Below are 22,118 nucleotides of genomic sequence, written 5' to 3' on the forward strand. Positions count from 1 at the left end.
TTGCATTTTTCTTGAAATTTTATTTCTAAATTTACATTAACATTTCGTTTTTACTTTCATGACAGCAAAAAACAAATCGGCATTATCAGAAAAAGATGGAATTTCTCAACCGGAAACTACCAGCAAAAAATCGGCTCAAAAAATCAAGTCTAATAGAAGAAAACAAACTTCTGCAAACGAATTTATTGAAAAAATACTTGCTGGTGATATTACCTTTTTGAGCAGAGCTATTACTTTGGTGGAAAGCACCAACCCTAAACACCAAAAAAAAGCTAATCAAATTTTAGAGGCTTGTTTACCCCATGCTAACAGTTCTATCAGGATTGGAATTACGGGAGTTCCCGGCGTAGGAAAAAGCACGTTCATTGAATCTTTTGGAAAGCACTTAACCTCTCTTGGAAAAAAAGTTGCCGTTTTAGCAGTTGATCCAAGTAGTTCCATAAATAAAGGAAGTATTTTAGGAGATAAAACAAGAATGGAGCAATTAGTAACTGACGAAAATGCTTTTATTAGACCTTCTCCTTCTGGAAACTCATTAGGTGGTGTAGCTCAAAAAACACGTGAAACTATTATTTTATGTGAAGCGGCAGGTTTTGATAGTATTATTATTGAAACCGTTGGGGTTGGACAATCGGAAACCGCAGTACACTCTATGGTAGATTTCTTTCTATTGTTAAAATTGGCTGGGGCTGGTGACGAGTTACAAGGTATTAAACGCGGTATCATAGAAATGGCAGATGCTATTGTAATTAACAAAGCTGACGGAGATAATGCTAAAAACGCAAAAATTGCTAAGGTAGAGTTCAATCGTGCTCTACACCTATACCCCCCTAAAGAAAATGGTTGGATTCCAAAAGTTTTAGTCGCTAGTGCTTTGCTTAACCAAGGAATAGATACTATATACACTATGATTGATGCATATATTATAAATAGTAAACAAAACGTGTACTTTGACAAAAAAAGACACTCGCAAAATAAATATTGGTTATTAGAAACTATTAATCAGCAGTTAAAAGCTGATTTTTATCATAACCCGAAAATTAAGAATTTATTGGAGCAAGAAATAGCTAAGCTTGAAAACGGAAAAACAACTCCTTTTAGCGCAGCTAAACGCTTGTTGAAAAAATAATTTCGATTATTAAAAAACATATATCATTTGTAATGTTAACAGAAATGAAAAATGATCAAATTAGTTGGAATGATTTTTCCAAAGTTGAAATGCGAATTGGTACTATTATAAGTGCTGAAATTTTTAAAGAGGTAAAAAACCCTGCCTACAAAATGCTCATTGATTTTGGTGAATTCGGCACAAAAAAAACCTCAGCACAAATAACCAAATTATATTCTTCTGAAGAATTAATTGGAAAACAAGTCGTTGCTGTAGTAAACTTTCCTAAAAAGCAAATCGCTAACATAATGAGTGAATGTCTTGTATTGGGTGGTATTGGTGATAATAAAGAGGTTACTTTGATAACTCCAGAACGCAACATTAAAAATGGAACTAAAATAGGTTAGTTCTTGTTAAGAACAGCGAAACCACCTTGCCTTGACTTATCTAGTTAGAATATTGCTGCTATGAAGTCCTTAGTTACTTCTATGAATTGCGAGTACTATAGATCTGTGACTAATTTTGAATTACAGGTTACAAAATCTAGTATAAAAATCCTTACTCAACGAAAACTGATTGTATTTAAGGAAGTTTCATCCTTTCTTTATTTTCCTACATGATTTATCTTGACTTCCTTTTATTGACTAAAAATGAGATTACACTTCTAAATTATATCATTTTTTTGTCTACGTGATCAAAACGAACAAAATCACATACAAAAACGAAACTCCAAAATATCAATTAACACACAATATTTACGTTGTCGAATTGCAAGCGAACCAATAATTACGTTTTTTTTATGATCTAAAAACACTTCAAAAAGATTGATTTTCCTTGTATAATCGGACCTTAGCCCTTCTTTATAGATTGCTATTTTTCTCACTCAAAATTAAATAGGGGTTTTTCCTGTTTAAGCTGACCTATTAATACTTTATCTTCACGCACTTTATGTGACTTTTTAAGGGGAAGTCGTATAGATCAAGTTAATCTAGTATGGCTCCTTCGGGAGCTTTTTAAACCTAAGCTTTTTCTTAATTATCTTATTTACTATTCTTACTGCACAAAAATAGAGGTAAAGAGATCTTGCGCCTTTTCTAATTCACAAAATGCTTAAATATACTTTTCATAGGATAAAAAACACTTCTAAATATCTATATAAGAAGTATTTGTTTTTATCATCTTTCATATTTTTTTACAATTATTTTTTCTAATTCAATCAATAAATTATCATTATAGTTTATTTGCTTTATAATTTTCCCGTTAGTGTCAATTAAAAAACTTGTGGGCAATTCTTCAACGCCATATTTAAATGCAATTAAGCTCTCCTTCATTCTTTTAAAATTTGAGATGTTTATCCAGTCAATATTTAAAGAGTTACTAATCTTTTCCCACATCTGCTTATCTTCATCAAATGAATAACTTATAATCTTCAAATTTTTATCTGCATATCTCTTTTTAATTTCTGGAAAATCTTTTTCTAATTTTTTAATACAAGGTGAACACCATGATGCCCAAAAATCTAATAATATATAATTACCTTTAAAATTATTTATAGAAATTGAATCTCCTTCAATATTTGTTCCTGAAAAAACTGGCGCAAATTCTCCAATATTTACACCTGAAGATTCAATATATTCTCTTAAAGTAATTCCTTTTGGTGATTCTTTAATATTTACTGAAAGTTTATCATAAAATTTTTTTAATTCAGTTTTAGAATAGCCTCTTTTTAAATTTATAATTTCATTTAAAGAAAAATAATTATCACTATTAGAATCTTTAATTAAAAATTGGTACGCTTTTTTATAAACTCTATCTATATAACTTTTATAACTTTTTTCATTAATCAACCCTTTTTCCTTTTTTGAATAAGCTTTTGCTTTTTCTTTTTGATATGGTTTCATATATGAAATATACTTTTGAGCTATTGAATTTATTCTATTTCCTTTAATGTTCTTACTAAATTCTCCTTGCTCATTTTTTAAGTTTAATTTATTTGAATTAAGGGTAATTAAACCTTCCTCAATCCAAAATTGAACTAATATTTTTTCATTCTCAATTAATAAACCTGCTTCAAAAGGATAATCTAAATTTCCTGTAAATTTAAACTTTCCGTTATTTGAAAAAGTTGAATCAATTACCTTAAACTGATTATAGTCAAACAGTTTTATTTTAGAATTATTTTTTAAATCTGCTATTTCTCCTAATAATTCAAAATCATTAGGTATTTCTTTTTTACAAGACAATAGAATTATAGATATTGTTAAAAAAAGTATTTTCATAATTATATAAATTTATACTTATAGAGAATCCAAGAAATAATTTCTTGGATTCTTTTTTTGTAAAACACACATTAAGCGCGTGTAAAACTAGGTTTGTCTGCACATTTTCCCCACCAGCCACTACTTGAATCCGGACCGCAATAACCTGAAGCACATTGGTCATTACGCTGACATTTGCATCCATTACCTTGGTCAGGATATGCATCTCTACATGGTCCACTACCTCCCTTAATGTGTCTCATTTCATTTCTTGAAAGAGCATCACTAAAAAATTTCATTTTTTTCATAATTAAAAATTTTAAAATGTCACTTAATCTGTTAAAGGCTTTTCAGTTTCCACCTATTATCGCGATAAAATTTTAGTTTTAATAAAAAAAATGAAAAGTCAGCAATTCAATCAGTCAGCAATTTAATCAACATATTTTCATTTATATCAACAAAATTATTAAAATCACAAATATTTTTTTTGTTTTATTATTAACTTAGTTTATAAATTGAAAATTAATTATACTTATCAAAAACAAAAACACCTAAAAAGGCGTTCAAATTCAACTCATATAAAAATGCGTAATCCCTAAAGAAACTGTATCAAAAGCACCAGACATTAGTATTGGGTGATTGCTGTTACTTGGAAAAATCTCCAAATCCCATTTCCCATATTTATCATACATCACTTTGTGTGTGTAAAGAGAAGAATAAACACATTCATATCTAATTTCATTAATTTTTGCGGTGTCTTTACCATTCACAGTTATATATTTTTCATGTATAATTTTCAGTAAATTTATTTTTATAAAATTTTAGATATTTTATTTTCCTGGCAGTTTTTTGAGATGAAGAACAACTTTAAAAAAACAGAGACTATAATTGTTATGTAAATTCCTTTCATAGATTAATTTATATTGTTTGAGTAGAGTAGAGCCTGATAGCTATCTCTATATTTTTGTATTACTTGTTTTACCAAATATACAAAAACAAAATAGCTATCAGTACCCCCTTCATCAAACCGTACATGAAGTTTTCCCTCATACGGCTTACCGAATAGAGTTCTTCATTCCGCTTTCGAGAGTGTCTTTAAGCGAGCATACTTTTCTATGTCCAGAAGATTATACAATCTAACTAATGTCTCATAGGGATGCTGGCGAAGCTTCCGATGTGCTTTTCGACCTTTTCTTTTCATCCATTTAAACAGTTGGTAATCCAATTGTTTCTTTATAACCTTGATCGTTTCCCAAATATGGGTCGTTTTACTTATTTTAGAGGTGTCTTTGTGGCTAAACTACGAAAAGTAATTCCAGATGTAGACCAATCATTATATGATGATTTGTTTAAAAATAAATGGGTTGTTTATGCAAAGCCTCCCTTTGGAAAACCAGAAAATGTAATAGAATATTTAGGGAGATATACTCATAAAATAGCCATTAGTAATCACCGAATAATAGCTATTAATAAAGAAGAGAAAACAGTGACTTTTCGTATCAAAGACTATCGTAAAAATGGACGAAAAACCATCCTAACTTTAAAGATTAAAGAGTTTATTCGACGGTTTCAATTGCATATTCTACCCAAAGGATTTACCAGAATTAGACATTATGGAATTTTAAGTAGTAGTTGGAAAAAAGTAAAGTTACCAAGATTACAATTGCTATTAGCAGATAAAGAGCTAGATACTATTGACCTATTTATCCCTACTGAGAAAAGTGCACACAGATGTTGCCCGAGTTGTAAAAAAGCAAGCTTAATTACATTGCTAACTTTTGGCTCTAGAGGGCCTCCTAAAAATTATAAACAGTTGGCTAATCAGAAAATTAAAAAATACATGACTTAAAAAATGACACTAAAAAGTGTCCTAGACAATTAATGCCTATACTTAAGAAAAAACCAAATAAACAAGCAGATTAAGCTATGAATTTTACAATCAGAAAGAAAAAGTAGCAATTTTAAACTAAGACATATAAAAATAGCTAAAATTCTCTTAGAAAATAACGAATCTTCACTTACAAAAACAGCATAAACTTATCGTTTTACCCCTTACTGTCAACGGATCAGTCAACAGGATATATAGCGTTAGCCTATCGGCACGCCATATACTTAGTTATTGGCACCAGTTTTTTTTTAATCCGTCCAGTTTTCTATTGTTCCATCTTCATTAAACCAAATTTCGATAAACACCTTTTCCTCTATCGGTTTTCCTTTCCGTTTTAGCACGTCAAACTGCAATTCAGATAGTGCTTTTTCTACAGATTTTACACAAAAACTGTACTCTCTTTTGGTGTCCCAATATTCTTCAATATTTTCCTTGGTTTGATAATCAGTCATTATCACATCTCTTATTTTTCCGTTTTTTCCAATTACGACTGTATATCTCTCCCCACAGTCAAATTTGACCTTTTTAGTCCATTTGTAATTCTTGATATGGTCAAATAAAATGTTGCTGATAGAATCTCTTTTCATTCTATCTATTCCATTTTCTAAATCGACATAGTGTTCTTCGTTACTAATCTCAATTATTTTTCCATTTTCAATTTTTATAGCTGTTTCATAGAGAAAAACTCTTTCAAATACTCCATCCCAACGTAAGATTTTGTTTTCTTTAGATTTTTCTGGAAAACTTATATTTCCACTATACCAGTTTATAAAAACTTTGTCATATTTGACTTTATCTCCAAATACTTTTTTGACGTAGTTATTTGATTTTTGATTTTTATTTTCCAGAGAATGGCAGTCAATTATTGCACTTACAAATAAACTGTCATTTTCTATTTTGTAAATGGCTTGATATCCTCTCCAACAGTTCATTGAAGTCCCTAACTGACCATCTATTGAGTTTCTGAAACTCAAATCAAATAATCTTCCATTATCATCTTTCTGAGTTTGTAGATATTGTTCGACCAATAAGTTGTATGTCGGAATTGTGTCGTTTTTGTAAATAATATAATCAGGAACTTGAGGACTCGCAATTAAATCGGTCAAGATTAAGATTGTAAGAATTGCTGTTAAAGTCCATTTCATATTTCTGTGGTCAAATTGGTGCGTAGAGTAGAGCCTGATAGCTATCTCTATATTTTTGTATTACTTGTTTTACCAAATATACAAAAACAAAATAGCTATCAGTGCCCCCTTCATCAAACCGTACATGAAGTTTTCCCTCATACGGCTTACCGAATAGAGTTCTTCATTCCGCTTTCGAGAGTGTCTTTAAGCGAGCATACTTTTCTATGTCTAGAAGATTATACAATCTAACTAATGTCTCATAGGGACGCTGGCGAAGCTTCCGATGTGCTTTTCGACCTTTTCTTTTCATCAATTTAAACAGTTGGTAATCCAATTGTTTCTTTATAACCTTGATCGTTTCCCAAATATGGGTCGTTTTACTTATTTTAGAGGTGTCTTTATGGCTAAACTACGAAAAGTAATTCCAGATGTAGGCCAATCATTATATGATGATTTGTTTAAAAATAAATGGGTTGTTTATGCAAAGCCTCCCTTTGGAAAACCAGAAAATGTAATAGAATATTTAGGGAGATATACTCATAAAATAGCCATTAGTAATCACCGAATAATAGCTATTAATAAAGAAGAGAAAACAGTGACTTTTCGTATCAAAGACTATCGTAAAAATGGACGAAAAACCATCCTAACTTTAAAGATTAAAGAGTTTATTCGACGGTTTCAATTGCATATTCTACCCAAAGGCTTTACCAGAATTAGACATTATGGAATTTTAAGTAGTAGTTGGAAAAAAGTAAAGTTACCAAGATTACAATTGCTATTAGCAGATAAAGAGCTAGATACTATTGACCTATTTATCCCTACTGAGAAAAGTGTACACAGATGTTGCCCGAGTTGTAAAAAAGCAAGCTTAATTACATTGCTAACTTTTGGCTCTAGAGGGCCTCCTAAAAATTATAAACGGTTGGCTAATCAGAAAATTCAAAAATACATGACTTAAAAAATGACACTAAAAAGTGTCCTAGACAATTAATGCCTATATTTAAGAAAAAACCAAATAAACAAGCAGATTAAGCTATAAATTTTACAATCAGAAAGAAAAAGTAGCAAATTATAAACTAAGACACATAAAAATAGCTAAACTTCTCTTAGAAAATAACGAATCTTCACTTACAAAAACAGCATAAACTTATCGTTTTACCCCTTACTGTCAACGGATCAGTCAACAGGATATATAGCGTTAGCCTATCGGCACGCCATATACTTAGTTATTAGCCACTTTTTTTATATTATTTCAGTCATATCATTTTCTTTTTCCAAAGTTAGTTCACTCTTTTTGTATAAAGAAAATGCTGCAGTATTAATATCTTCAACTGGTATTTCTTTCCATTTATTAATATCTGTTTCGTATTCGGAATTGAAAATCAATTGTGATAAATTTTTAATTAATATATAATTAGCATATGAGTGAGAATACTCCCTATTTGCTGAATCTGCCGTATATATAAATTGTGCGATTATATCGTATATAGTTTCTTCAGTACAATATATTAACTCAATAACTTTAGATCTATATTCTAAATCGGCAAAACTTAAATTTGGATAATCGTTTAAGTCAGTAAAATGTAAAGTTTCGTGCTTTAAATAGGAAATCATAAACTTTTCAGAAGTCAAATTGTATTCACTTTTATTACAGTATAAGGTAGCAGATTCTTTAAGAGCCCAACCTCCAACTTGTAAAACACCAAAAGTGGAGAAATTATCATAGCCATTTAAATGATAATTCTCTATAAATATTACTTTGATATAGGTTGTGTCTCTAGGTAGTATTACATTATACCAATTAATTGTTTCTTTATCCCAAATAAATACTTCTTCAAATCCATTTCTATTTAAAAATCTTGTTTTAAAACCTTCTCCTTCAATTATTCTTTTGAGTTCTTGGTGATTTCTAATGTTTTCAGATAAACTGTCTTGGGAAAGAATTGTTAAATTATTTGATACTAAATAATTTGTGAGATTTTTATAAAGTAACGTATCTGTTTTGTTTTCTAGATTATTCTTTAAAAGTTCGGTTCTCCAATATTTACGATAAATATTAGAAATATCGTTTACAATTTTGTTTTCAGAAGTGTTTTCAATAATCTCATCTTGAGTTATATATCTTGAATCAAATTTTTCTATCCACTTATCATAGGCAGTATTAATAGGAGGCAAAATGGAAACTTTTCTTTTTTCCATTTCATTAATAGCATCACTAATTTTTCCATTTTCCGCTAATTTTTTTATCTCTAAAAATATTTGTTTATCAGTCTCAAAAACTCCTCTCCCGTAGAAGAAAAGTGAAGCTAAAGCTACAACTACTAGTAATGTGATATATTTTGTTTTTTTTTGCATTTTAATTCTGAGTAATGGTCTCGTATAACCGTCAGTTGCGGGTTAAAGTTAAATTAATTTTCGGTTAAGCACTGTATTTAGCAATTCCAAGTGGATTTGGACGTAGTCGAATCCGCCGTAATTGCGGTTATATATTGTTGTAAACTGTTTATTATTCAGTTCTATTGTCAAATTCGGTTATTTTTTGTCTTATTAATTTTCCCTCTTCATAACTCACACGCAATTTTTTCAATCCAATAATAGATTTTTCATTTTTGTCATTTATTTCTAATGCAGATTTAACACCATTGTAAATTAATGACTCACTTCCATTTAATTTTTTTTCAATTTGAATTTTGTTCCGCACTATTAGTAAAATTCTTTTTTCGGTCAGAATTAAAGAATCAAGTTTTTTTCTTGTCAAGAAATATATGGCAGAAATTAACGAAATAGTGTTGTTTAGAACTGATTCAAAAAAAGACTGTTCAGATTCCTTTTCTAACAGGATAATCCCAGATTCATTTTTCAGAATGTTATCAATTTCTTTTTTCGTCATTAATGCTTTAAATTGTTTACAACGGGAGTTTGCGCACAAACTCTGATTATTATTGTAAAAGTAGCTATTATTTCTTTTTTAGCTTGTTCTAAGGGTGCTTAATTATTAGTGGATTTACAACGAGGAAGTTACTTTTAAATAAATAGGGTCTTGTAAAGTCTAAAAATAGCTTGTATAGGTGCAAAATATGTCGGTCAAGCGCTTTTAGCTTGTTTTTTAGATCGTTTGGAGTAAAAATAGACATAAGTCTTCTAAGGTTGTAAACCATCATCATCAAATTAACTTCTGAAAGTACGTTTTCTTTGCCTTTCATAAGTGTAAAGGTAAATCCCCATTGTCGTTTTAAAGTGCCGAATTGATGTTCGGTTACTTGTTGCCTTAACCTATAATAGTCTGGATTTGAATCTACTCTTTTTTTATTATTCTCAAGGGCTTCTTGGTAAATGGATCGTTCAATAAATCGTCCGTTTTTATTGGTGGTACATTGTGCTCTAAGGTCACAATTTTTACAGGCTTGTCGGTTTTTATAATGTTTTACTTTATGCTTGTTTTTATTGTAAATAGTTCCGTTGGTTTTAAGTAGTTTATTAGCAGGACAGGTATAATAGTCTTGTTGTGGATTGTATTTAAAAATTTGCATATCATACAAGCCGTTGTTTTGAGAAGAATGTGCCTTTGGTGATGAAAATGTTGTAATGTTATTTTTGGTGCAAATATCAATGTGCTTCCCTGTTGTATAACCTTTATCTGTCAAAACATTCATCTGTTTCAATTTTAGTATTTTTTTTGCATCTAAAGCCATTGGAGACAGCGCATGAGTGTCGTTTACTGTTCCCGTATCGTTATTAATAAATAGGTTGTGTTTACTATCACATCCAGCCTGTATACAATAACCTACATTGATGATGTTTCGGTGTAGCACCACACTTCTGGCATCTGGATCGCTTAAACTTATTTGTGTTTGTTCACTATCAATAAGTTGCTTTTCTATGTTTATATAATTAAGTTTTTTATTATGCTGATACTCTATTTTATGTTTGATTTTTTCTTGTTTATCGAGCTCATCTTCTTGTTCTAATTGACTTAGGTATTCATTTATTTTATCATCAATATACTTGATATGCCTGTCAATTTTCTTTTGGTTAAAATTGTTTTTGAGTGCATTCTGAGCTCTAATTTTAAATGAATCTATTGCTATAGTTTGACCATCAATAAGCTCCATGTCTTTAAGCATTAGTACAAAATATCTAAAGGCCTGTTTAAATGCTTTTGAATTATCTTTTCTAAAGTAAGCAATTTTACGAGCTGATGGTTTGAGTCCTTTGATTAGCCAAATCACTTCCATATTAACCTGACAGGCATGTGCTAACTTGCGTGATGATCGTAAATGATTTTTGTAGCCGTACAACAATAGTTTCAATAAGTCTGTTGTGGCATATGGTGGACGTCCCTGACTTGCATGTTCATGCTTAAAACCTAAAGTATCTATTGGTAAACACGCTACAAACAAATCAACTATTCTAGCCCAAGAGTCTTGTTTTACAAATTCATCAAACGATATCATTTGTAATTGATTTCGGTCAAATCCTTGAATAAAATCCATATAAAAATTAGTGTTTAATTACACTATTAAAATACGAATAGTTAATCAAATTTAAAACCTTTATAGTAAGAGTTTTTGCGCAGTCTGACGGTTAGTATATGAATAGTAAGGGATTAAAATGTATTTACTTTTCGGTTTATGAATTAACCAAATATACAATTTAGTTTTTATCTTTTTCTAAATACTTATATTGTATATTTGGTGAACTTATTAGATTAGCAATGCCTTTGGGTTATAGATAGAACCCTTATTATTTATATACATTGTTGGCACACGTTTTATTTTTCCGATTTTTATTGTAAATTTGTAACCAATGTATAAGGTTGTGTAATATGGTTACAAAAGAGTATTATTCGTTAAATGAGGTTTCTCAAATTTTAGGAAAAAGTAAAGAAACTCTAAGACGTTGGGATAGAGAAGGTAAGTTTTCTGCTGTTAGAGAACCTATTAGTAAATATAGAATTTACAAAAAAGAACAGATTAATACGCTGTTAAAACAGTTATCTATTGATTATGAAGATACTGTTGATAATTTTGTTGAACCAATTCAAGAATTTAAAGTTTTAGAATTATTTGCAGGAGCAGGAGGTTTAGCTGTAGGTATGGAAAAGGCAGGTATTAAATGTGTAGCCTTAAATGAAATTGATAAATGGGCTTGCCAGACACTAAGAGAAAATAGACCGAATTGGAATGTTTTAGAGGGGGATATTAAATCTTTTGACTTCACAGAATACAATAATCAAGTAGATATTGTTACAGGTGGATTTCCTTGTCAAGCATTTAGTTATGCAGGGAAAAAATTAGGACTTCAAGATGCAAGAGGAACGCTTTTTTATGAATTTGCAAGAGCAGTAAAAGAGGTTAACCCACTTATTTGTATTGGAGAAAATGTTAAAGGATTGTTGTCTCACGAAAAAGGAAAAACAATTGAGGGAATGATTTCAATTTTAGATGAAATTGGCTACAATGTTGTTCCTGTACAGGTTTTAAAAGCTATTAACTATAAAGTCCCTCAAAAACGAGAACGTGTAATTTTAGTTGGAATTCGTAAGGATATTGATTTGAAATATGAATATCCAAAACCACATAATAAAATCTATAATTTAGTTGATGCTCTTAAAAAAGGGGAATTATATGATTGTAATGTGCCAAAATCTGAAGGCTCAAAATATCCTGAACATAAAAAAGCTGTTTTAGATTTAGTTCCTCAAAAAGGGTATTGGAGAAACTTACCTTTAGATATTCAAAAAGAATATATGGGGAAAAGTTTTTATTTAGGAGGAGGGAAAACAGGTATTGCACGAAGAATAGGTTGGGATGAGCCAAGTTTAACACTTACTTGTAGTCCAGCCCAAAAACAAACTGAAAGATGCCACCCAGAGGAAACACGTCCGTTTACCGTAAGAGAATATGCGAGAATACAAACTTTTCCAGATGATTGGAAGTTTATGGGTTCAGTTTCTCAACAATACAAGCAAATTGGAAATGCCGTTCCTTGTAATTTAGGGCAAGAAATAGGTTATTCGATAATTAAATTCTTGAATGCTTACTATTTAAGCTTGTCAAAACCTAAATAGTAGCTGTAGTTTTCAAAAGTAATTTCATCTAAGATACTTCTATTTGATTCTTTAGAACTTGTTGAAATTTCTTCAAGAGCTGAGTTGCTTTGTATTTTCTCATTTTCTTGTTTGCTCAAATAATCAGAAATAGCTTGTGGTAAAACTTGATACAATTCAAATAAAGCATTTTCTTTTCCTGATAGTAATTTATAAAATTGGTCTCCTGATATTTTGTAAACTCTACTGTGACTATATTCTTTTCCGTTAATTTCTCCAAACCATTTTTCGTTAAAGCTATTTTTGGCTAAAACTTGAACCCAGTAACATTTAGTTTGTTTGTAAGTATCTGCATATTTTGCTAATTTTTGAAACAAACTTTCAGCAGAACTACTGTTCATAGTATTGTGCTTGTTCTTAATGTCGGCAAACAAAGTGTTATCAGTTGCTTTTATATCAAACCCACTTAGGTTTCCCATTTCAAACCCTGTAATCCCTCCTAATATTTGTTCGTGAAAAGTACCTATAGAGTTGTTGATAGATTTATCTATTTGGCGATTGATTTCTGTTTTAATCAATGTTTCTTCATCTAAATCGTTGAATTTAGCATCAAAAGTTAATTTAATAGTGTCAATCTTGTTTTTATAGAATTTTTTTTTACTCACATTAGCTTTGGCTTTTAAATATGATTTGTGAAGATTCCCAATACAAGATAATAGGTGTTCGTCAGATATAAAACTTAAATATTTATTCGCCATTTTTCAATTCCTCTTTTAGGTAAGACGAATTTAGAGAATATTATTGGTTTTGCGAAATTTTGGTTTTTAATGTGTGCGTAGAGTAGAGCCTGATAGCTATCTCTATATTTTTGTATTACTTGTTTTACCAAATATACAAAAACAAAATAGCTATCAGTGCCCCCTTCATCAAACCGTACATGAAGTTTTCCCTCATACGGCTTACCGAATAGAGTTCTTCATTCCGCTTTCGAGAGTGTCTTTAAGCGAGCATACTTTTCTATGTCTAGAAGATTATACAATCTAACTAATGTCTCATAGGGACGCTGGCGAAGCTTCCGATGTGCTTTTCGACCTTTTCTTTTCATCCATTTAAACAGTTGGTAATCCAATTGTTTCTTTATAACCTTGATCGTTTCCCAAATATGGGTCGTTTTACTTATTGAGTAATAATTTAACCAACCTAGAATTACCTTATTTAGTTTCCATACAATCCAGGGTATAGTCCAATGCCGTCGTTTATATAATGTATCCCGAAGCTTTCGGAATAGTTTACTCCGTGATTTATTACTAGGACGAATATTGGTATACTTCTTTTTGTTCCAACTAAATTTCGAGCGTATACTCCTAATTTCAAATCCTAGAAAGTAGAGACTGCTCTTGCTCGTATGTAATAACTTGGTTTTATTCGCGTTTAATCTTAGTCCCATATTCGATACTATTTTACCTAGATAACTTAGTATATCTTTACTGAAATACCATTTCCCCATTAGAAGAAAATCATCTGCAAAACGTACTATACGAATTTGTGAGTGGGCAAATTTACCTTTTGGATTTGTTACTATTTTGTCTAATTCATGCAAGTAGATGTTTGATAGTAGTGGAGAGATTACCCCTCCTTGTGGGCTTCCTTGTTTACTCTTTAATAACTCCTTTGTTTCTAATTGTATAGGAGCTCTTACCCATTGGTGAATTAATCCAAGTATCGAAGTATCTGAAATCTTTCGCTTTAAGCAAATAAACAGGCGGTCATGAGGGATACTATCAAAGTACTTCGATAAATCTGCATCCAGTACAAATTGATACCCTTCGTAGATATTTGTCTTTACCTGCTTTATTGCGTCTTTGGCACTTCGCTTGGGCCTGAACCCATAAGACGTAGCTATAAATTCAGTTTCCCATAGCGGTTCTATGGCCATTTTTACTGCCATTTGAACTATCCTATCTTTTATGGTAGGTATTCCTAATGACCGAAAAGATCCTTTCTCTTCTTTTGGTATCAAAACTCGTTTAATTAAATTGCTTCGGTACCGTTTCTCCCTTAATTCATTTTGTAAGTTTGTTAAGTAAGTCTGTAGACCTGATTGCTCGATACTAGCAATACTAACACCATCTACTCCCCTTCCTTTTGTGTAGTTTTGTTTAACTCGATAGAATGCAGTGATTAGAAAATAGTCTAAACATATTTTATCATACAAACTATGTGCTACAAAACTGCTATCTCTCTTGGCTGTAATGTATAGCTTCCTTTGAAAAACACGAACTTTCTCATCGCATAACGATGGACTTACTAATAGATTTTCATCAATATAGGTCGTTCTGTTTTTCATATAAGCTTCTCTAAAGTAGAGCCCCTTTCCTAAATAGGGTTATGTTGTCCCTATAATTATCGGTACTATGAGCTCCTCCGACTTCTCTTATAACCATTGCTGGATTTCGTAATACTTATACCAGCATGTTTTGCCTTGCCAATGCTTATTATAAGAGACCTCCCACGTTCCGTATAAATCCATCTATAATCACGCCATCCCTATGACTCCGGCAACTCTTCCATAGTCTCGCGACTGTTTATCCTATGGAAGTGACAGGGTTCGAAGACCGTCAAAACTCTCCCCAAATTGCGAGTACACCTATCGAAGCTACTATGGGTTCACGTATTACACATTACGGCTTGATTATTTGTCCTCTAGAGCTTCAGCAAAACCCTCACGAGTCTAACTGTCTAGATTCCTTCAGAGTGAACAGCCAATTACTCTGGTGGGATTTACACCCACTGGATTTACACAACTTCGTGGCACACCAACGGTTTGTGTATGGTTAGTTGCGTCTTTAAATGTACAAAATTTAGAGTTAAAGACTAGCTTTATAAAAAATCACTTACCTTCGGTTTAGCAAGGAATAACAATTAACTATACGCTTTGTTATAAGCTTTTTAATATATCCAATTGTCTAATATTTTCTTTTGTTTCCATTTACCTTTTTTTATCTCGTATAGGGCTAATAACCCTCCTCCACATAATGGTCCGCAAATTTTTTCAAAACGAACTATCGCAAGGTCATAGTTCTCATTAAATAAAGGTTTGGAAATAGATGAAAAACCTTGTTTGCAATTCATTTTATCTAACCAATTTAAATAAGTAAATTCGTTTTTATTGAATGATTCGTTAAATTGAATATATTCTTGATCAGTGATAATGTTTTTTTGAAGCGTTAACTCTTTAGTTATTTTGAATTTTTTAAATAGATAAATTTGATTTTCTAGAAATGCTTTATTCTCAATTCCTAATTCCTCTTGAATTTTTAGCTTGACTTCATTGTCAAACGATCTCCATTCAGGATGTTCTAGAATACAAGTAGCATTAATGAAACTCTTTTCTTGATGAACTTCTTTTTCGTTTACTATTAATTGTCTGATGAATTTTTTAGTTTCTTTATGATCATATTTTTCATCAATTAAACGATTATGACATGAAAATAAGAAAATCAAAAGAACCAGAGGTATGTAATTTCTTGTCGTCAAATTGCTTAGTAGAGTAGAGCCTGATAGCTATCTCTATATTTTTGTATTACTTGTTTTACCAAATATACAAAAACAAAATAGCTATCAGTGCCCCCTTCATCAAACCGTACATGAAGTTTTCCCTCATACGGCTTACCGAATAGAGTTCTTCATTCCGCTTTCGAGAGTGTCTTTAAGCGAGCATACTTTTCTATGTCTAGAAGATTATACAATCTAACTAATGTCTCATAGGGACGCTGGCGAAGCTTCCGATGTGCTTTTCGACCTTTTCTTTTCATCCATTTAAACAGTTGGTAATCCAATTGTTTCTTTATAACCTTGATCGTTTCCCAAATATGGGTCGTTTTACTTATTGAGTAATAATTTAACCAACCTAGAATTACCTTATTTAGTTTCCATACAATCCAGGGTATAGTCCAATGCCGTCGTTTATATAATGTATCCCGAAGCTTTCGGAATAGTTTACTCCGTGATTTATTACTAGGACGAATATTGGTATACTTCTTTTTGTTCCAACTAAATTTCGAGCGTATACTCCTAATTTCAAATCCTAGAAAGTAGAGACTGCTCTTGCTCGTATGTAATAACTTGGTTTTATTCGCGTTTAATCTTAGTCCCATATTCGATACTATTTTACCTAGATAACTTAGTATATCTTTACTGAAATACCATTTCCCCATTAGAAGAAAATCATCTGCAAAACGTACTATACGAATTTGTGAGTGGGCAAATTTACCTTTTGGATTTGTTACTATTTTGTCTAATTCATGCAAGTAGATGTTTGATAGTAGTGGAGAGATTACCCCTCCTTGTGGGCTTCCTTGTTTACTCTTTAATAACTCCTTTGTTTCTAATTGTATAGGAGCTCTTACCCATTGGTGAATTAATCCAAGTATCGAAGTATCTGAAATCTTTCGCTTTAAGCAAATAAACAGGCGGTCATGAGGGATACTATCAAAGTACTTCGATAAATCTGCATCCAGTACAAATTGATACCCTTCGTAGATATTTGTCTTTACCTGCTTTATTGCGTCTTTGGCACTTCGCTTGGGCCTGAACCCATAAGACGTAGCTATAAATTCAGTTTCCCATAGCGGTTCTATGGCCATTTTTACTGCCATTTGAACTATCCTATCTTTTATGGTAGGTATTCCTAATGACCGAAAAGATCCTTTCTCTTCTTTTGGTATCAAAACTCGTTTAATTAAATTGCTTCGGTACCGTTTCTCCCTTAATTCATTTTGTAAGTTTGTTAAGTAAGTCTGTAGACCTGATTGCTCGATACTAGCAATACTAACACCATCTACTCCCCTTCCTTTTGTGTAGTTTTGTTTAACTCGATAGAATGCAGTGATTAGAAAATAGTCTAAACATATTTTATCATACAAACTATGTGCTACAAAACTGCTATCTCTCTTGGCTGTAATGTATAGCTTCCTTTGAAAAACACGAACTTTCTCATCGCATAACGATGGACTTACTAATAGATTTTCATCAATATAGGTCGTTCTGTTTTTCATATAAGCTTCTCTAAAGTAGAGCCCCTTTCCTAAATAGGGTTATGTTGTCCCTATAATTATCGGTACTATGAGCTCCTCCGACTTCTCTTATAACCATTGCTGGATTTCGTAATACTTATACCAGCATGTTTTGCCTTGCCAATGCTTATTATAAGAGACCTCCCACGTTCCGTATAAATCCATCTATAATCACGCCATCCCTATGACTCCGGCAACTCTTCCATAGTCTCGCGACTGTTTATCCTATGGAAGTGACAGGGTTCGAAGACCGTCAAAACTCTCCCCAAATTGCGAGTACACCTATCGAAGCTACTATGGGTTCACGTATTACACATTACGGCTTGATTATTTGTCCTCTAGAGCTTCAGCAAAACCCTCACGAGTCTAACTGTCTAGATTCCTTCAGAGTGAACAGCCAATTACTCTGGTGGGATTTACACCCACTGGATTTACACAACTTCGTGGCACACTAACGGACTTGTGTATGAAACGTAGCGTGCAAAAAGACACTAACTTTTCGGATTAACACAGAGCCTAATTTTTATATTTTGTTTTTAATTTTTCACTTTTTAAAAGCCAAATTAAAAATTTGGCGGACTTTGCAAATAAACACAGACCTTACGGCTTAGCACTTAATAGCTATGTTTTATAAACGTTGTTACCATACGTACTTTTTTACAACGTTCCTCCATCTGGCCAGTTTCTCCAATGATTATTCGGTTCATTAGTTGGTTTGTAGAATTCCGTTTTTCCGGTTTCCAAAACTTTGGCTATTTGCCTAAACGTTTCATTTTTACTTGGAATTTCAGAATCAGCACAATCTGGATGACACCATTCAGTCAGTTCCATAATTTTTGATATATCCGATGGAATTCGTTCTCTTATTTCTTGTTCGGTTGCTTCTAATTCATTGTTGTATTCAGGCTCTAAACCTCTCATAAATTCCCAAATGAAAATTTTGTCTTTCTCCTCGAGTTTAATCCCTTTATTCAGGTAAAATTCTCTATTGTGATTAATACTCAATTCTTTTCCACGCAAAAGCATCGTTTTTGCCTGTGGGTTTAGGCTTTCCAAATATTCTTCGTCAAAAGTTGAGTTTTCAGTATTATTATCCGTTATGTATAAAAAGTTTGCGTTGTCAGTTCCGGGCTTTGTATCTATACAGTTGCCAAAAATGTGCAGACAATTGGAAATTCCATCATGTCCTCCGCCACGATAATTAAATCCGATTACTTCGATAATTAAAGCCCAACGTTTTTCATCACGGTAAGCACTCATTTTTGAGTGAATGGGATAAACGTATCCATTGTCCAACATTGGAAACGTGAAATCTTCAGCACACTTGTCAAGTTGCTGTAGTATTTCCTTTGCTGAATATTCCTGTTTTTTCTTAAATCCGAAGGTGTTCATTGGTATGTATGGTAACGGTTTGGCTATGCGCAGTATCCCGAAGGGTATTGCGTATAGGTTTTGTTGCAGCCAGTTATTTTAGATATTTTTTAATCATTTCTTTATTCGACAAGTCAATGAGTTCTGAACGGTTCCAATCCATCAAAACTAAATTCCATTTTTCTCCAATTGTGGAAAGGACATCAACAACTTTTTCATTATTTAGTCCAAATAGATTTGTAGTCCAAATATTCTTGACTTTATCATTTTCAAAATTAAAGTAGACTGCTGAATATTCTTTCCCAAATCCAACAGTATTTTCACTTTTCACTCGATATTCACTTCCATATCCAGTTGTTACTTCTGTATGTTTTTCAGTTCCAAGTTCAGTCAACAGTTTTTCCAGTTCCGTTTTGTTTATTTCTCGACTTTTTAAACTGATTTTGTTTTCATCTCTAACATAGATGTCCGAATATCCATTTTCGGCAGAAAAGTCAGCGATATTATCCTCTTGTTTTAATAAGTCAGATAGGTTTTCTTTTGGGACAATCTCAATTTGACAGAAATCGTCTTCGTGATAAAAAATTGTTCCTTTCGCCCTATATTCTGTGTTTGTCAATTTCGAATGTTCAGTTTTGTTATTCGGCTTTGTAAAATATATCAAAGCGAATAATGCTATTATAATTCCAATTGCCATTCGTGATTTCATTTTCTAATTGGCTACAACGGGAGTTTGCGCACAAACTCTGATTATTATTGTAAAAGTAGCTATTATTTCTTTTTTAGCTTGTTCTAAGGGTGCTTAATTATTAGTGGATTTACAACGAGGAAGTTACTTTTAAATAAATAGGGTCTTGTAAAGTCTAAAAATAGCTTGTATAGGTGCAAAATATGTCGGTCAAGCGCTTTTAGCTTGTTTTTTAGATCGTTTGGAGTAAAAATAGACATAAGTCTTCTAAGGTTGTAAACCATCATCATCAAATTAACTTCTGAAAGTACGTTTTCTTTGCCTTTCATAAGTGTAAAGGTAAATCCCCATTGTCGTTTTAAAGTGCCGAATTGATGTTCGGTTACTTGTTGCCTTAACCTATAATAGTCTGGATTTGAATCTACTCTTTTTTTATTATTCTCAAGGGCTTCTTGGTAAATGGATCGTTCAATAAATCGTCCGTTTTTATTGGTGGTACATTGTGCTCTAAGGTCACAATTTTTACAGGCTTGTCGGTTTTTATAATGTTTTACTTTATGCTTGTTTTTATTGTAAATAGTTCCGTTGGTTTTAAGTAGTTTATTAGCAGGACAGGTATAATAGTCTTGTTGTGGATTGTATTTAAAAATTTGCATATCATACAAGCCGTTGTTTTGAGAAGAATGTGCCTTTGGTGATGAAAATGTTGTAATGTTATTTTTGGTGCAAATATCAATGTGCTTCCCTGTTGTATAACCTTTATCTGTCAAAACATTCATCTGTTTCAATTTTAGTATTTTTTTTGCATCTAAAGCCATTGGAGACAGCGCATGAGTGTCGTTTACTGTTCCCGTATCGTTATTAATAAATAGGTTGTGTTTACTATCACATCCAGCCTGTATACAATAACCTACATTGATGATGTTTCGGTGTAGCACCACACTTCTGGCATCTGGATCGCTTAAACTTATTTGTGTTTGTTCACTATCAATAAGTTGCTTTTCTATGTTTATATAATTAAGTTTTTTATTATGCTGATACTCTATTTTATGTTTGATTTTTTCTTGTTTATCGAGCTCATCTTCTTGTTCTAATTGACTTAGGTATTCATTTATTTTATCATCAATATACTTGATATGCCTGTCAATTTTCTTTTGGTTAAAATTGTTTTTGAGTGCATTCTGAGCTCTAATTTTAAATGAATCTATTGCTATAGTTTGACCATCAATAAGCTCCATGTCTTTAAGCATTAGTACAAAATATCTAAAGGCCTGTTTAAATGCTTTTGAATTATCTTTTCTAAAGTAAGCAATTTTACGAGCTGATGGTTTGAGTCCTTTGATTAGCCAAATCACTTCCATATTAACCTGACAGGCATGTGCTAACTTGCGTGATGATCGTAAATGATTTTTGTAGCCGTACAACAATAGTTTCAATAAGTCTGTTGTGGCATATGGTGGACGTCCCTGACTTGCATGTTCATGCTTAAAACCTAAAGTATCTATTGGTAAACACGCTACAAACAAATCAACTATTCTAGCCCAAGAGTCTTGTTTTACAAATTCATCAAACGATATCATTTGTAATTGATTTCGGTCAAATCCTTGAATAAAATCCATATAAAAATTAGTGTTTAATTACACTATTAAAATACGAATAGTTAATCAAATTTAAAACCTTTATAGTAAGAGTTTTTGCGCAGTCTGACGGTTTGGGTATGAGCAGTGGCTCAATCACCGATGTTGTTTTTATATTTTATGTTGTTAATCTGATTCATTTTTGTTTGGTTGCCTGAACAGAGCCATTGCTAATACCCGTTGTTAGGCACAGTTCTTATTCTGTTACAATCTTTCCATTTTGGTTATACAAAGTTTTTTTAATCAAAAATCCGTCTTTATCGTGAACTGACACTTCTTTTATTTTTCCATTTTGATAATATCTTTTCAATTCTCCAACAGGGAGTCCGTTAACAAAAGCTCCTGAAATCCTCTTGTTGCCATTTGAATAATAGTCATTTAATTTTCCATTGCATTTGATATCACATACCCAAAATGAAGGAAGATTCTTTTGTTTAATTTCTCTTTCAACTTCTTTGTCTAAACCTGCTTTTATTGAATGAGGTGGCCAAATTATCTTTTCCAAGACCTTTGGCAAAACTATAGTGTCAGAGTCAATAGATTTGTCAATAATTATATCATACTCTTCATCTAGTTCAGGTGCAATAAGTTTGTATTTTCCTTTTGCCTGAAGTAAAATTGTTCCCTCGAAGTCCAATATCTCATATTTATTTTCATTCTTCTCTAGATGATAGTTCAAACTTTTCTCAATTCTGTTTGAACAAGGGTCTTGTAAGTAAAGGCTATATTTTATTTCTTGACCAAACCCAGAAATAGTAATAAATAATAAAATTAAAATTGAAAATCTCATAGGTCTGTTAAATTGTGCCTAACGTTTGTGTAATAACAGTGCCGTGAAATGCGGCTGGAACTTAGCGCGCAAAGGCAGGCATTGGTTTTACATGTTGTTATGTATGAATAGCGACACGTATTGCTTG

20 protein-coding genes and 2 pseudogenes are annotated in these 22,118 nt (G+C 31.8%); 5 read left to right on the plus strand and 17 right to left on the minus strand.

What is annotated here, in order from left to right:
• Window positions 1-58 precede the first annotated feature (58 nt).
• Window positions 59-1,129 carry a methylmalonyl Co-A mutase-associated GTPase MeaB gene (gene meaB, locus AC2TDS_RS04865; protein WP_484738000.1) on the plus strand — a complete coding sequence of 357 codons (1,071 nt, stop codon included), beginning with the start codon at window positions 59-61 and terminating at the stop codon, window positions 1,127-1,129.
• Between the two features lie 44 nt (window positions 1,130-1,173).
• The gene (locus AC2TDS_RS04870) at window positions 1,174-1,515 is read left to right on the plus strand and encodes a tRNA-binding protein (protein ID WP_484738001.1); all 342 of its coding nucleotides are present in this window, start codon (window positions 1,174-1,176) and stop codon (window positions 1,513-1,515) included.
• A gap of 768 nt (window positions 1,516-2,283) precedes the next feature.
• Here AC2TDS_RS04870 and AC2TDS_RS04875 read toward each other — a convergent pair.
• From AC2TDS_RS04875 to AC2TDS_RS04890, 4 genes are all read right to left on the minus strand, one after another.
• Window positions 2,284-3,387: a thioredoxin-like domain-containing protein gene (locus tag AC2TDS_RS04875; RefSeq protein WP_484738002.1), complete on the minus strand. Its 1,104-nt coding sequence runs from the start codon at window positions 3,385-3,387 to the stop codon at window positions 2,284-2,286.
• Window positions 3,388-3,458: 71 nt separating this feature from the next.
• Window positions 3,459-3,674: a hypothetical protein gene (locus tag AC2TDS_RS04880; RefSeq protein ID WP_484738003.1), complete on the minus strand. Its 216-nt coding sequence runs from the start codon at window positions 3,672-3,674 to the stop codon at window positions 3,459-3,461.
• Between the two features lie 261 nt (window positions 3,675-3,935).
• A complete protein-coding gene (locus AC2TDS_RS04885) occupies window positions 3,936-4,136 on the minus strand; it encodes a hypothetical protein (RefSeq protein WP_484738004.1) in 201 nt (66 codons plus the stop codon).
• Window positions 4,137-4,438: 302 nt separating this feature from the next.
• Entirely contained in the window at window positions 4,439-4,567 is a 129-nt protein-coding gene (locus tag AC2TDS_RS04890; RefSeq protein WP_484738005.1) for a hypothetical protein, read from the minus strand.
• A 75-nt stretch (window positions 4,568-4,642) separates the two neighbouring features.
• On the opposite strand from AC2TDS_RS04890, the pseudogene AC2TDS_RS04895 reads away from it, so the two are divergent.
• A pseudogene (locus tag AC2TDS_RS04895) lies at window positions 4,643-5,215 on the plus strand (IS91 family transposase); the annotation flags it as partial.
• Between the two features lie 287 nt (window positions 5,216-5,502).
• Here AC2TDS_RS04895 and AC2TDS_RS04900 read toward each other — a convergent pair.
• Both AC2TDS_RS04900 and AC2TDS_RS04905 read right to left on the minus strand, forming a co-directional pair.
• Window positions 5,503-6,399: a hypothetical protein gene (locus tag AC2TDS_RS04900; protein ID WP_484738006.1), complete on the minus strand. Its 897-nt coding sequence runs from the start codon at window positions 6,397-6,399 to the stop codon at window positions 5,503-5,505.
• 163 nt (window positions 6,400-6,562) lie between these two features.
• Window positions 6,563-6,691 carry a hypothetical protein gene (locus AC2TDS_RS04905; protein ID WP_484736659.1) on the minus strand — a complete coding sequence of 43 codons (129 nt, stop codon included), beginning with the start codon at window positions 6,689-6,691 and terminating at the stop codon, window positions 6,563-6,565.
• 75 nt (window positions 6,692-6,766) lie between these two features.
• On the opposite strand from AC2TDS_RS04905, the pseudogene AC2TDS_RS04910 reads away from it, so the two are divergent.
• Window positions 6,767-7,339, plus strand: a pseudogene (locus AC2TDS_RS04910) (IS91 family transposase); the annotation flags it as partial.
• Window positions 7,340-7,623: 284 nt separating this feature from the next.
• On the opposite strand, the gene AC2TDS_RS04915 reads toward AC2TDS_RS04910, so the two are convergent.
• The 3 genes from AC2TDS_RS04915 to AC2TDS_RS04925 all read right to left on the minus strand — a co-directional run bounded on the left by AC2TDS_RS04915 (window position 7,624) and on the right by AC2TDS_RS04925 (window position 10,874).
• Window positions 7,624-8,736, minus strand: a complete 1,113-nt coding sequence (locus tag AC2TDS_RS04915; protein WP_484738007.1) for a hypothetical protein — start codon at window positions 8,734-8,736, stop codon at window positions 7,624-7,626.
• A 151-nt stretch (window positions 8,737-8,887) separates the two neighbouring features.
• Window positions 8,888-9,271 carry a hypothetical protein gene (locus tag AC2TDS_RS04920; RefSeq protein ID WP_484738008.1) on the minus strand — a complete coding sequence of 128 codons (384 nt, stop codon included), beginning with the start codon at window positions 9,269-9,271 and terminating at the stop codon, window positions 8,888-8,890.
• A gap of 88 nt (window positions 9,272-9,359) precedes the next feature.
• Window positions 9,360-10,874 carry an IS1182 family transposase gene (locus AC2TDS_RS04925; protein ID WP_484737691.1) on the minus strand — a complete coding sequence of 505 codons (1,515 nt, stop codon included), beginning with the start codon at window positions 10,872-10,874 and terminating at the stop codon, window positions 9,360-9,362.
• Window positions 10,875-11,206: 332 nt separating this feature from the next.
• Here AC2TDS_RS04925 and dcm point away from each other — a divergent pair, with 332 nt between their 5' ends.
• A complete protein-coding gene (gene dcm / locus AC2TDS_RS04930; RefSeq protein ID WP_484738009.1) occupies window positions 11,207-12,451 on the plus strand; it encodes a DNA (cytosine-5-)-methyltransferase in 1,245 nt (414 codons plus the stop codon).
• On the opposite strand, the gene AC2TDS_RS04935 is transcribed toward dcm, so the two are convergent.
• The 8 genes from AC2TDS_RS04935 to AC2TDS_RS04970 all read right to left on the minus strand — a co-directional run bounded on the left by AC2TDS_RS04935 (window position 12,424) and on the right by AC2TDS_RS04970 (window position 21,991).
• Window positions 12,424-13,188 (minus strand): Eco47II family restriction endonuclease, encoded by a 765-nt coding sequence (locus AC2TDS_RS04935; RefSeq protein ID WP_484738010.1) that lies wholly within the window; start codon window positions 13,186-13,188, stop codon window positions 12,424-12,426. The genes dcm and AC2TDS_RS04935 overlap by 28 nt on opposite strands.
• A 218-nt stretch (window positions 13,189-13,406) precedes the next feature.
• Entirely contained in the window at window positions 13,407-14,777 is a 1,371-nt protein-coding gene (gene ltrA / locus AC2TDS_RS04940) for a group II intron reverse transcriptase/maturase (protein ID WP_484738011.1), read from the minus strand.
• A gap of 602 nt (window positions 14,778-15,379) precedes the next feature.
• Window positions 15,380-15,934: a hypothetical protein gene (locus tag AC2TDS_RS04945; protein WP_484738012.1), complete on the minus strand. Its 555-nt coding sequence runs from the start codon at window positions 15,932-15,934 to the stop codon at window positions 15,380-15,382.
• 182 nt (window positions 15,935-16,116) lie between these two features.
• Window positions 16,117-17,487 carry a group II intron reverse transcriptase/maturase gene (gene ltrA, locus AC2TDS_RS04950; RefSeq protein WP_484738011.1) on the minus strand — a complete coding sequence of 457 codons (1,371 nt, stop codon included), beginning with the start codon at window positions 17,485-17,487 and terminating at the stop codon, window positions 16,117-16,119.
• 675 nt (window positions 17,488-18,162) lie between these two features.
• The gene (locus AC2TDS_RS04955) at window positions 18,163-18,897 is read right to left on the minus strand and encodes a DUF7003 family protein (protein ID WP_484738013.1); all 735 of its coding nucleotides are present in this window, start codon (window positions 18,895-18,897) and stop codon (window positions 18,163-18,165) included.
• Window positions 18,898-18,970: 73 nt separating this feature from the next.
• Window positions 18,971-19,585, minus strand: a complete 615-nt coding sequence (locus tag AC2TDS_RS04960) for a hypothetical protein (protein ID WP_484738014.1) — start codon at window positions 19,583-19,585, stop codon at window positions 18,971-18,973.
• A gap of 83 nt (window positions 19,586-19,668) precedes the next feature.
• Window positions 19,669-21,183: an IS1182 family transposase gene (locus AC2TDS_RS04965; protein WP_484737691.1), complete on the minus strand. Its 1,515-nt coding sequence runs from the start codon at window positions 21,181-21,183 to the stop codon at window positions 19,669-19,671.
• A 214-nt stretch (window positions 21,184-21,397) separates the two neighbouring features.
• Window positions 21,398-21,991, minus strand: coding sequence for a toxin-antitoxin system YwqK family antitoxin (locus tag AC2TDS_RS04970; protein ID WP_484738015.1), 594 nt, complete (start codon window positions 21,989-21,991; stop codon window positions 21,398-21,400).
• Window positions 21,992-22,118: the final 127 nt, after the last annotated feature.

This window comes from Tenacibaculum profundicola (assembly GCF_057220795.1).

What these genes read in the sequence shown, in the direction of transcription:
- meaB (WP_484738000.1), top strand. Translation starts at nt 59, where the DNA reads ATGACAGCAAAAAACAAATCGGCATTATCAGAAAAAGATGGAATTTCT.
- AC2TDS_RS04870 (WP_484738001.1), top strand. Translation starts at nt 1,174, where the DNA reads ATGAAAAATGATCAAATTAGTTGGAATGATTTTTCCAAAGTTGAAATG.
- AC2TDS_RS04875 (WP_484738002.1), bottom strand. Translation starts at nt 3,387, where the DNA reads ATGAAAATACTTTTTTTAACAATATCTATAATTCTATTGTCTTGTAAA.
- AC2TDS_RS04880 (WP_484738003.1), bottom strand. Translation starts at nt 3,674, where the DNA reads ATGAAAAAAATGAAATTTTTTAGTGATGCTCTTTCAAGAAATGAAATG.
- AC2TDS_RS04890 (WP_484738005.1), bottom strand. Translation starts at nt 4,567, where the DNA reads ATGAAAAGAAAAGGTCGAAAAGCACATCGGAAGCTTCGCCAGCATCCC.
- AC2TDS_RS04900 (WP_484738006.1), bottom strand. Translation starts at nt 6,399, where the DNA reads ATGAAATGGACTTTAACAGCAATTCTTACAATCTTAATCTTGACCGAT.
- AC2TDS_RS04905 (WP_484736659.1), bottom strand. Translation starts at nt 6,691, where the DNA reads ATGAAAAGAAAAGGTCGAAAAGCACATCGGAAGCTTCGCCAGCGTCCC.
- AC2TDS_RS04915 (WP_484738007.1), bottom strand. Translation starts at nt 8,736, where the DNA reads ATGCAAAAAAAAACAAAATATATCACATTACTAGTAGTTGTAGCTTTA.
- AC2TDS_RS04920 (WP_484738008.1), bottom strand. Translation starts at nt 9,271, where the DNA reads ATGACGAAAAAAGAAATTGATAACATTCTGAAAAATGAATCTGGGATT.
- AC2TDS_RS04925 (WP_484737691.1), bottom strand. Translation starts at nt 10,874, where the DNA reads ATGGATTTTATTCAAGGATTTGACCGAAATCAATTACAAATGATATCG.
- dcm (WP_484738009.1), top strand. Translation starts at nt 11,207, where the DNA reads ATGGTTACAAAAGAGTATTATTCGTTAAATGAGGTTTCTCAAATTTTA.
- AC2TDS_RS04935 (WP_484738010.1), bottom strand. Translation starts at nt 13,188, where the DNA reads ATGGCGAATAAATATTTAAGTTTTATATCTGACGAACACCTATTATCT.
- ltrA (WP_484738011.1), bottom strand. Translation starts at nt 14,777, where the DNA reads ATGAAAAACAGAACGACCTATATTGATGAAAATCTATTAGTAAGTCCA.
- ltrA (WP_484738011.1), bottom strand. Translation starts at nt 17,487, where the DNA reads ATGAAAAACAGAACGACCTATATTGATGAAAATCTATTAGTAAGTCCA.
- AC2TDS_RS04955 (WP_484738013.1), bottom strand. Translation starts at nt 18,897, where the DNA reads ATGAACACCTTCGGATTTAAGAAAAAACAGGAATATTCAGCAAAGGAA.
- AC2TDS_RS04960 (WP_484738014.1), bottom strand. Translation starts at nt 19,585, where the DNA reads ATGAAATCACGAATGGCAATTGGAATTATAATAGCATTATTCGCTTTG.
- AC2TDS_RS04965 (WP_484737691.1), bottom strand. Translation starts at nt 21,183, where the DNA reads ATGGATTTTATTCAAGGATTTGACCGAAATCAATTACAAATGATATCG.
- AC2TDS_RS04970 (WP_484738015.1), bottom strand. Translation starts at nt 21,991, where the DNA reads ATGAGATTTTCAATTTTAATTTTATTATTTATTACTATTTCTGGGTTT.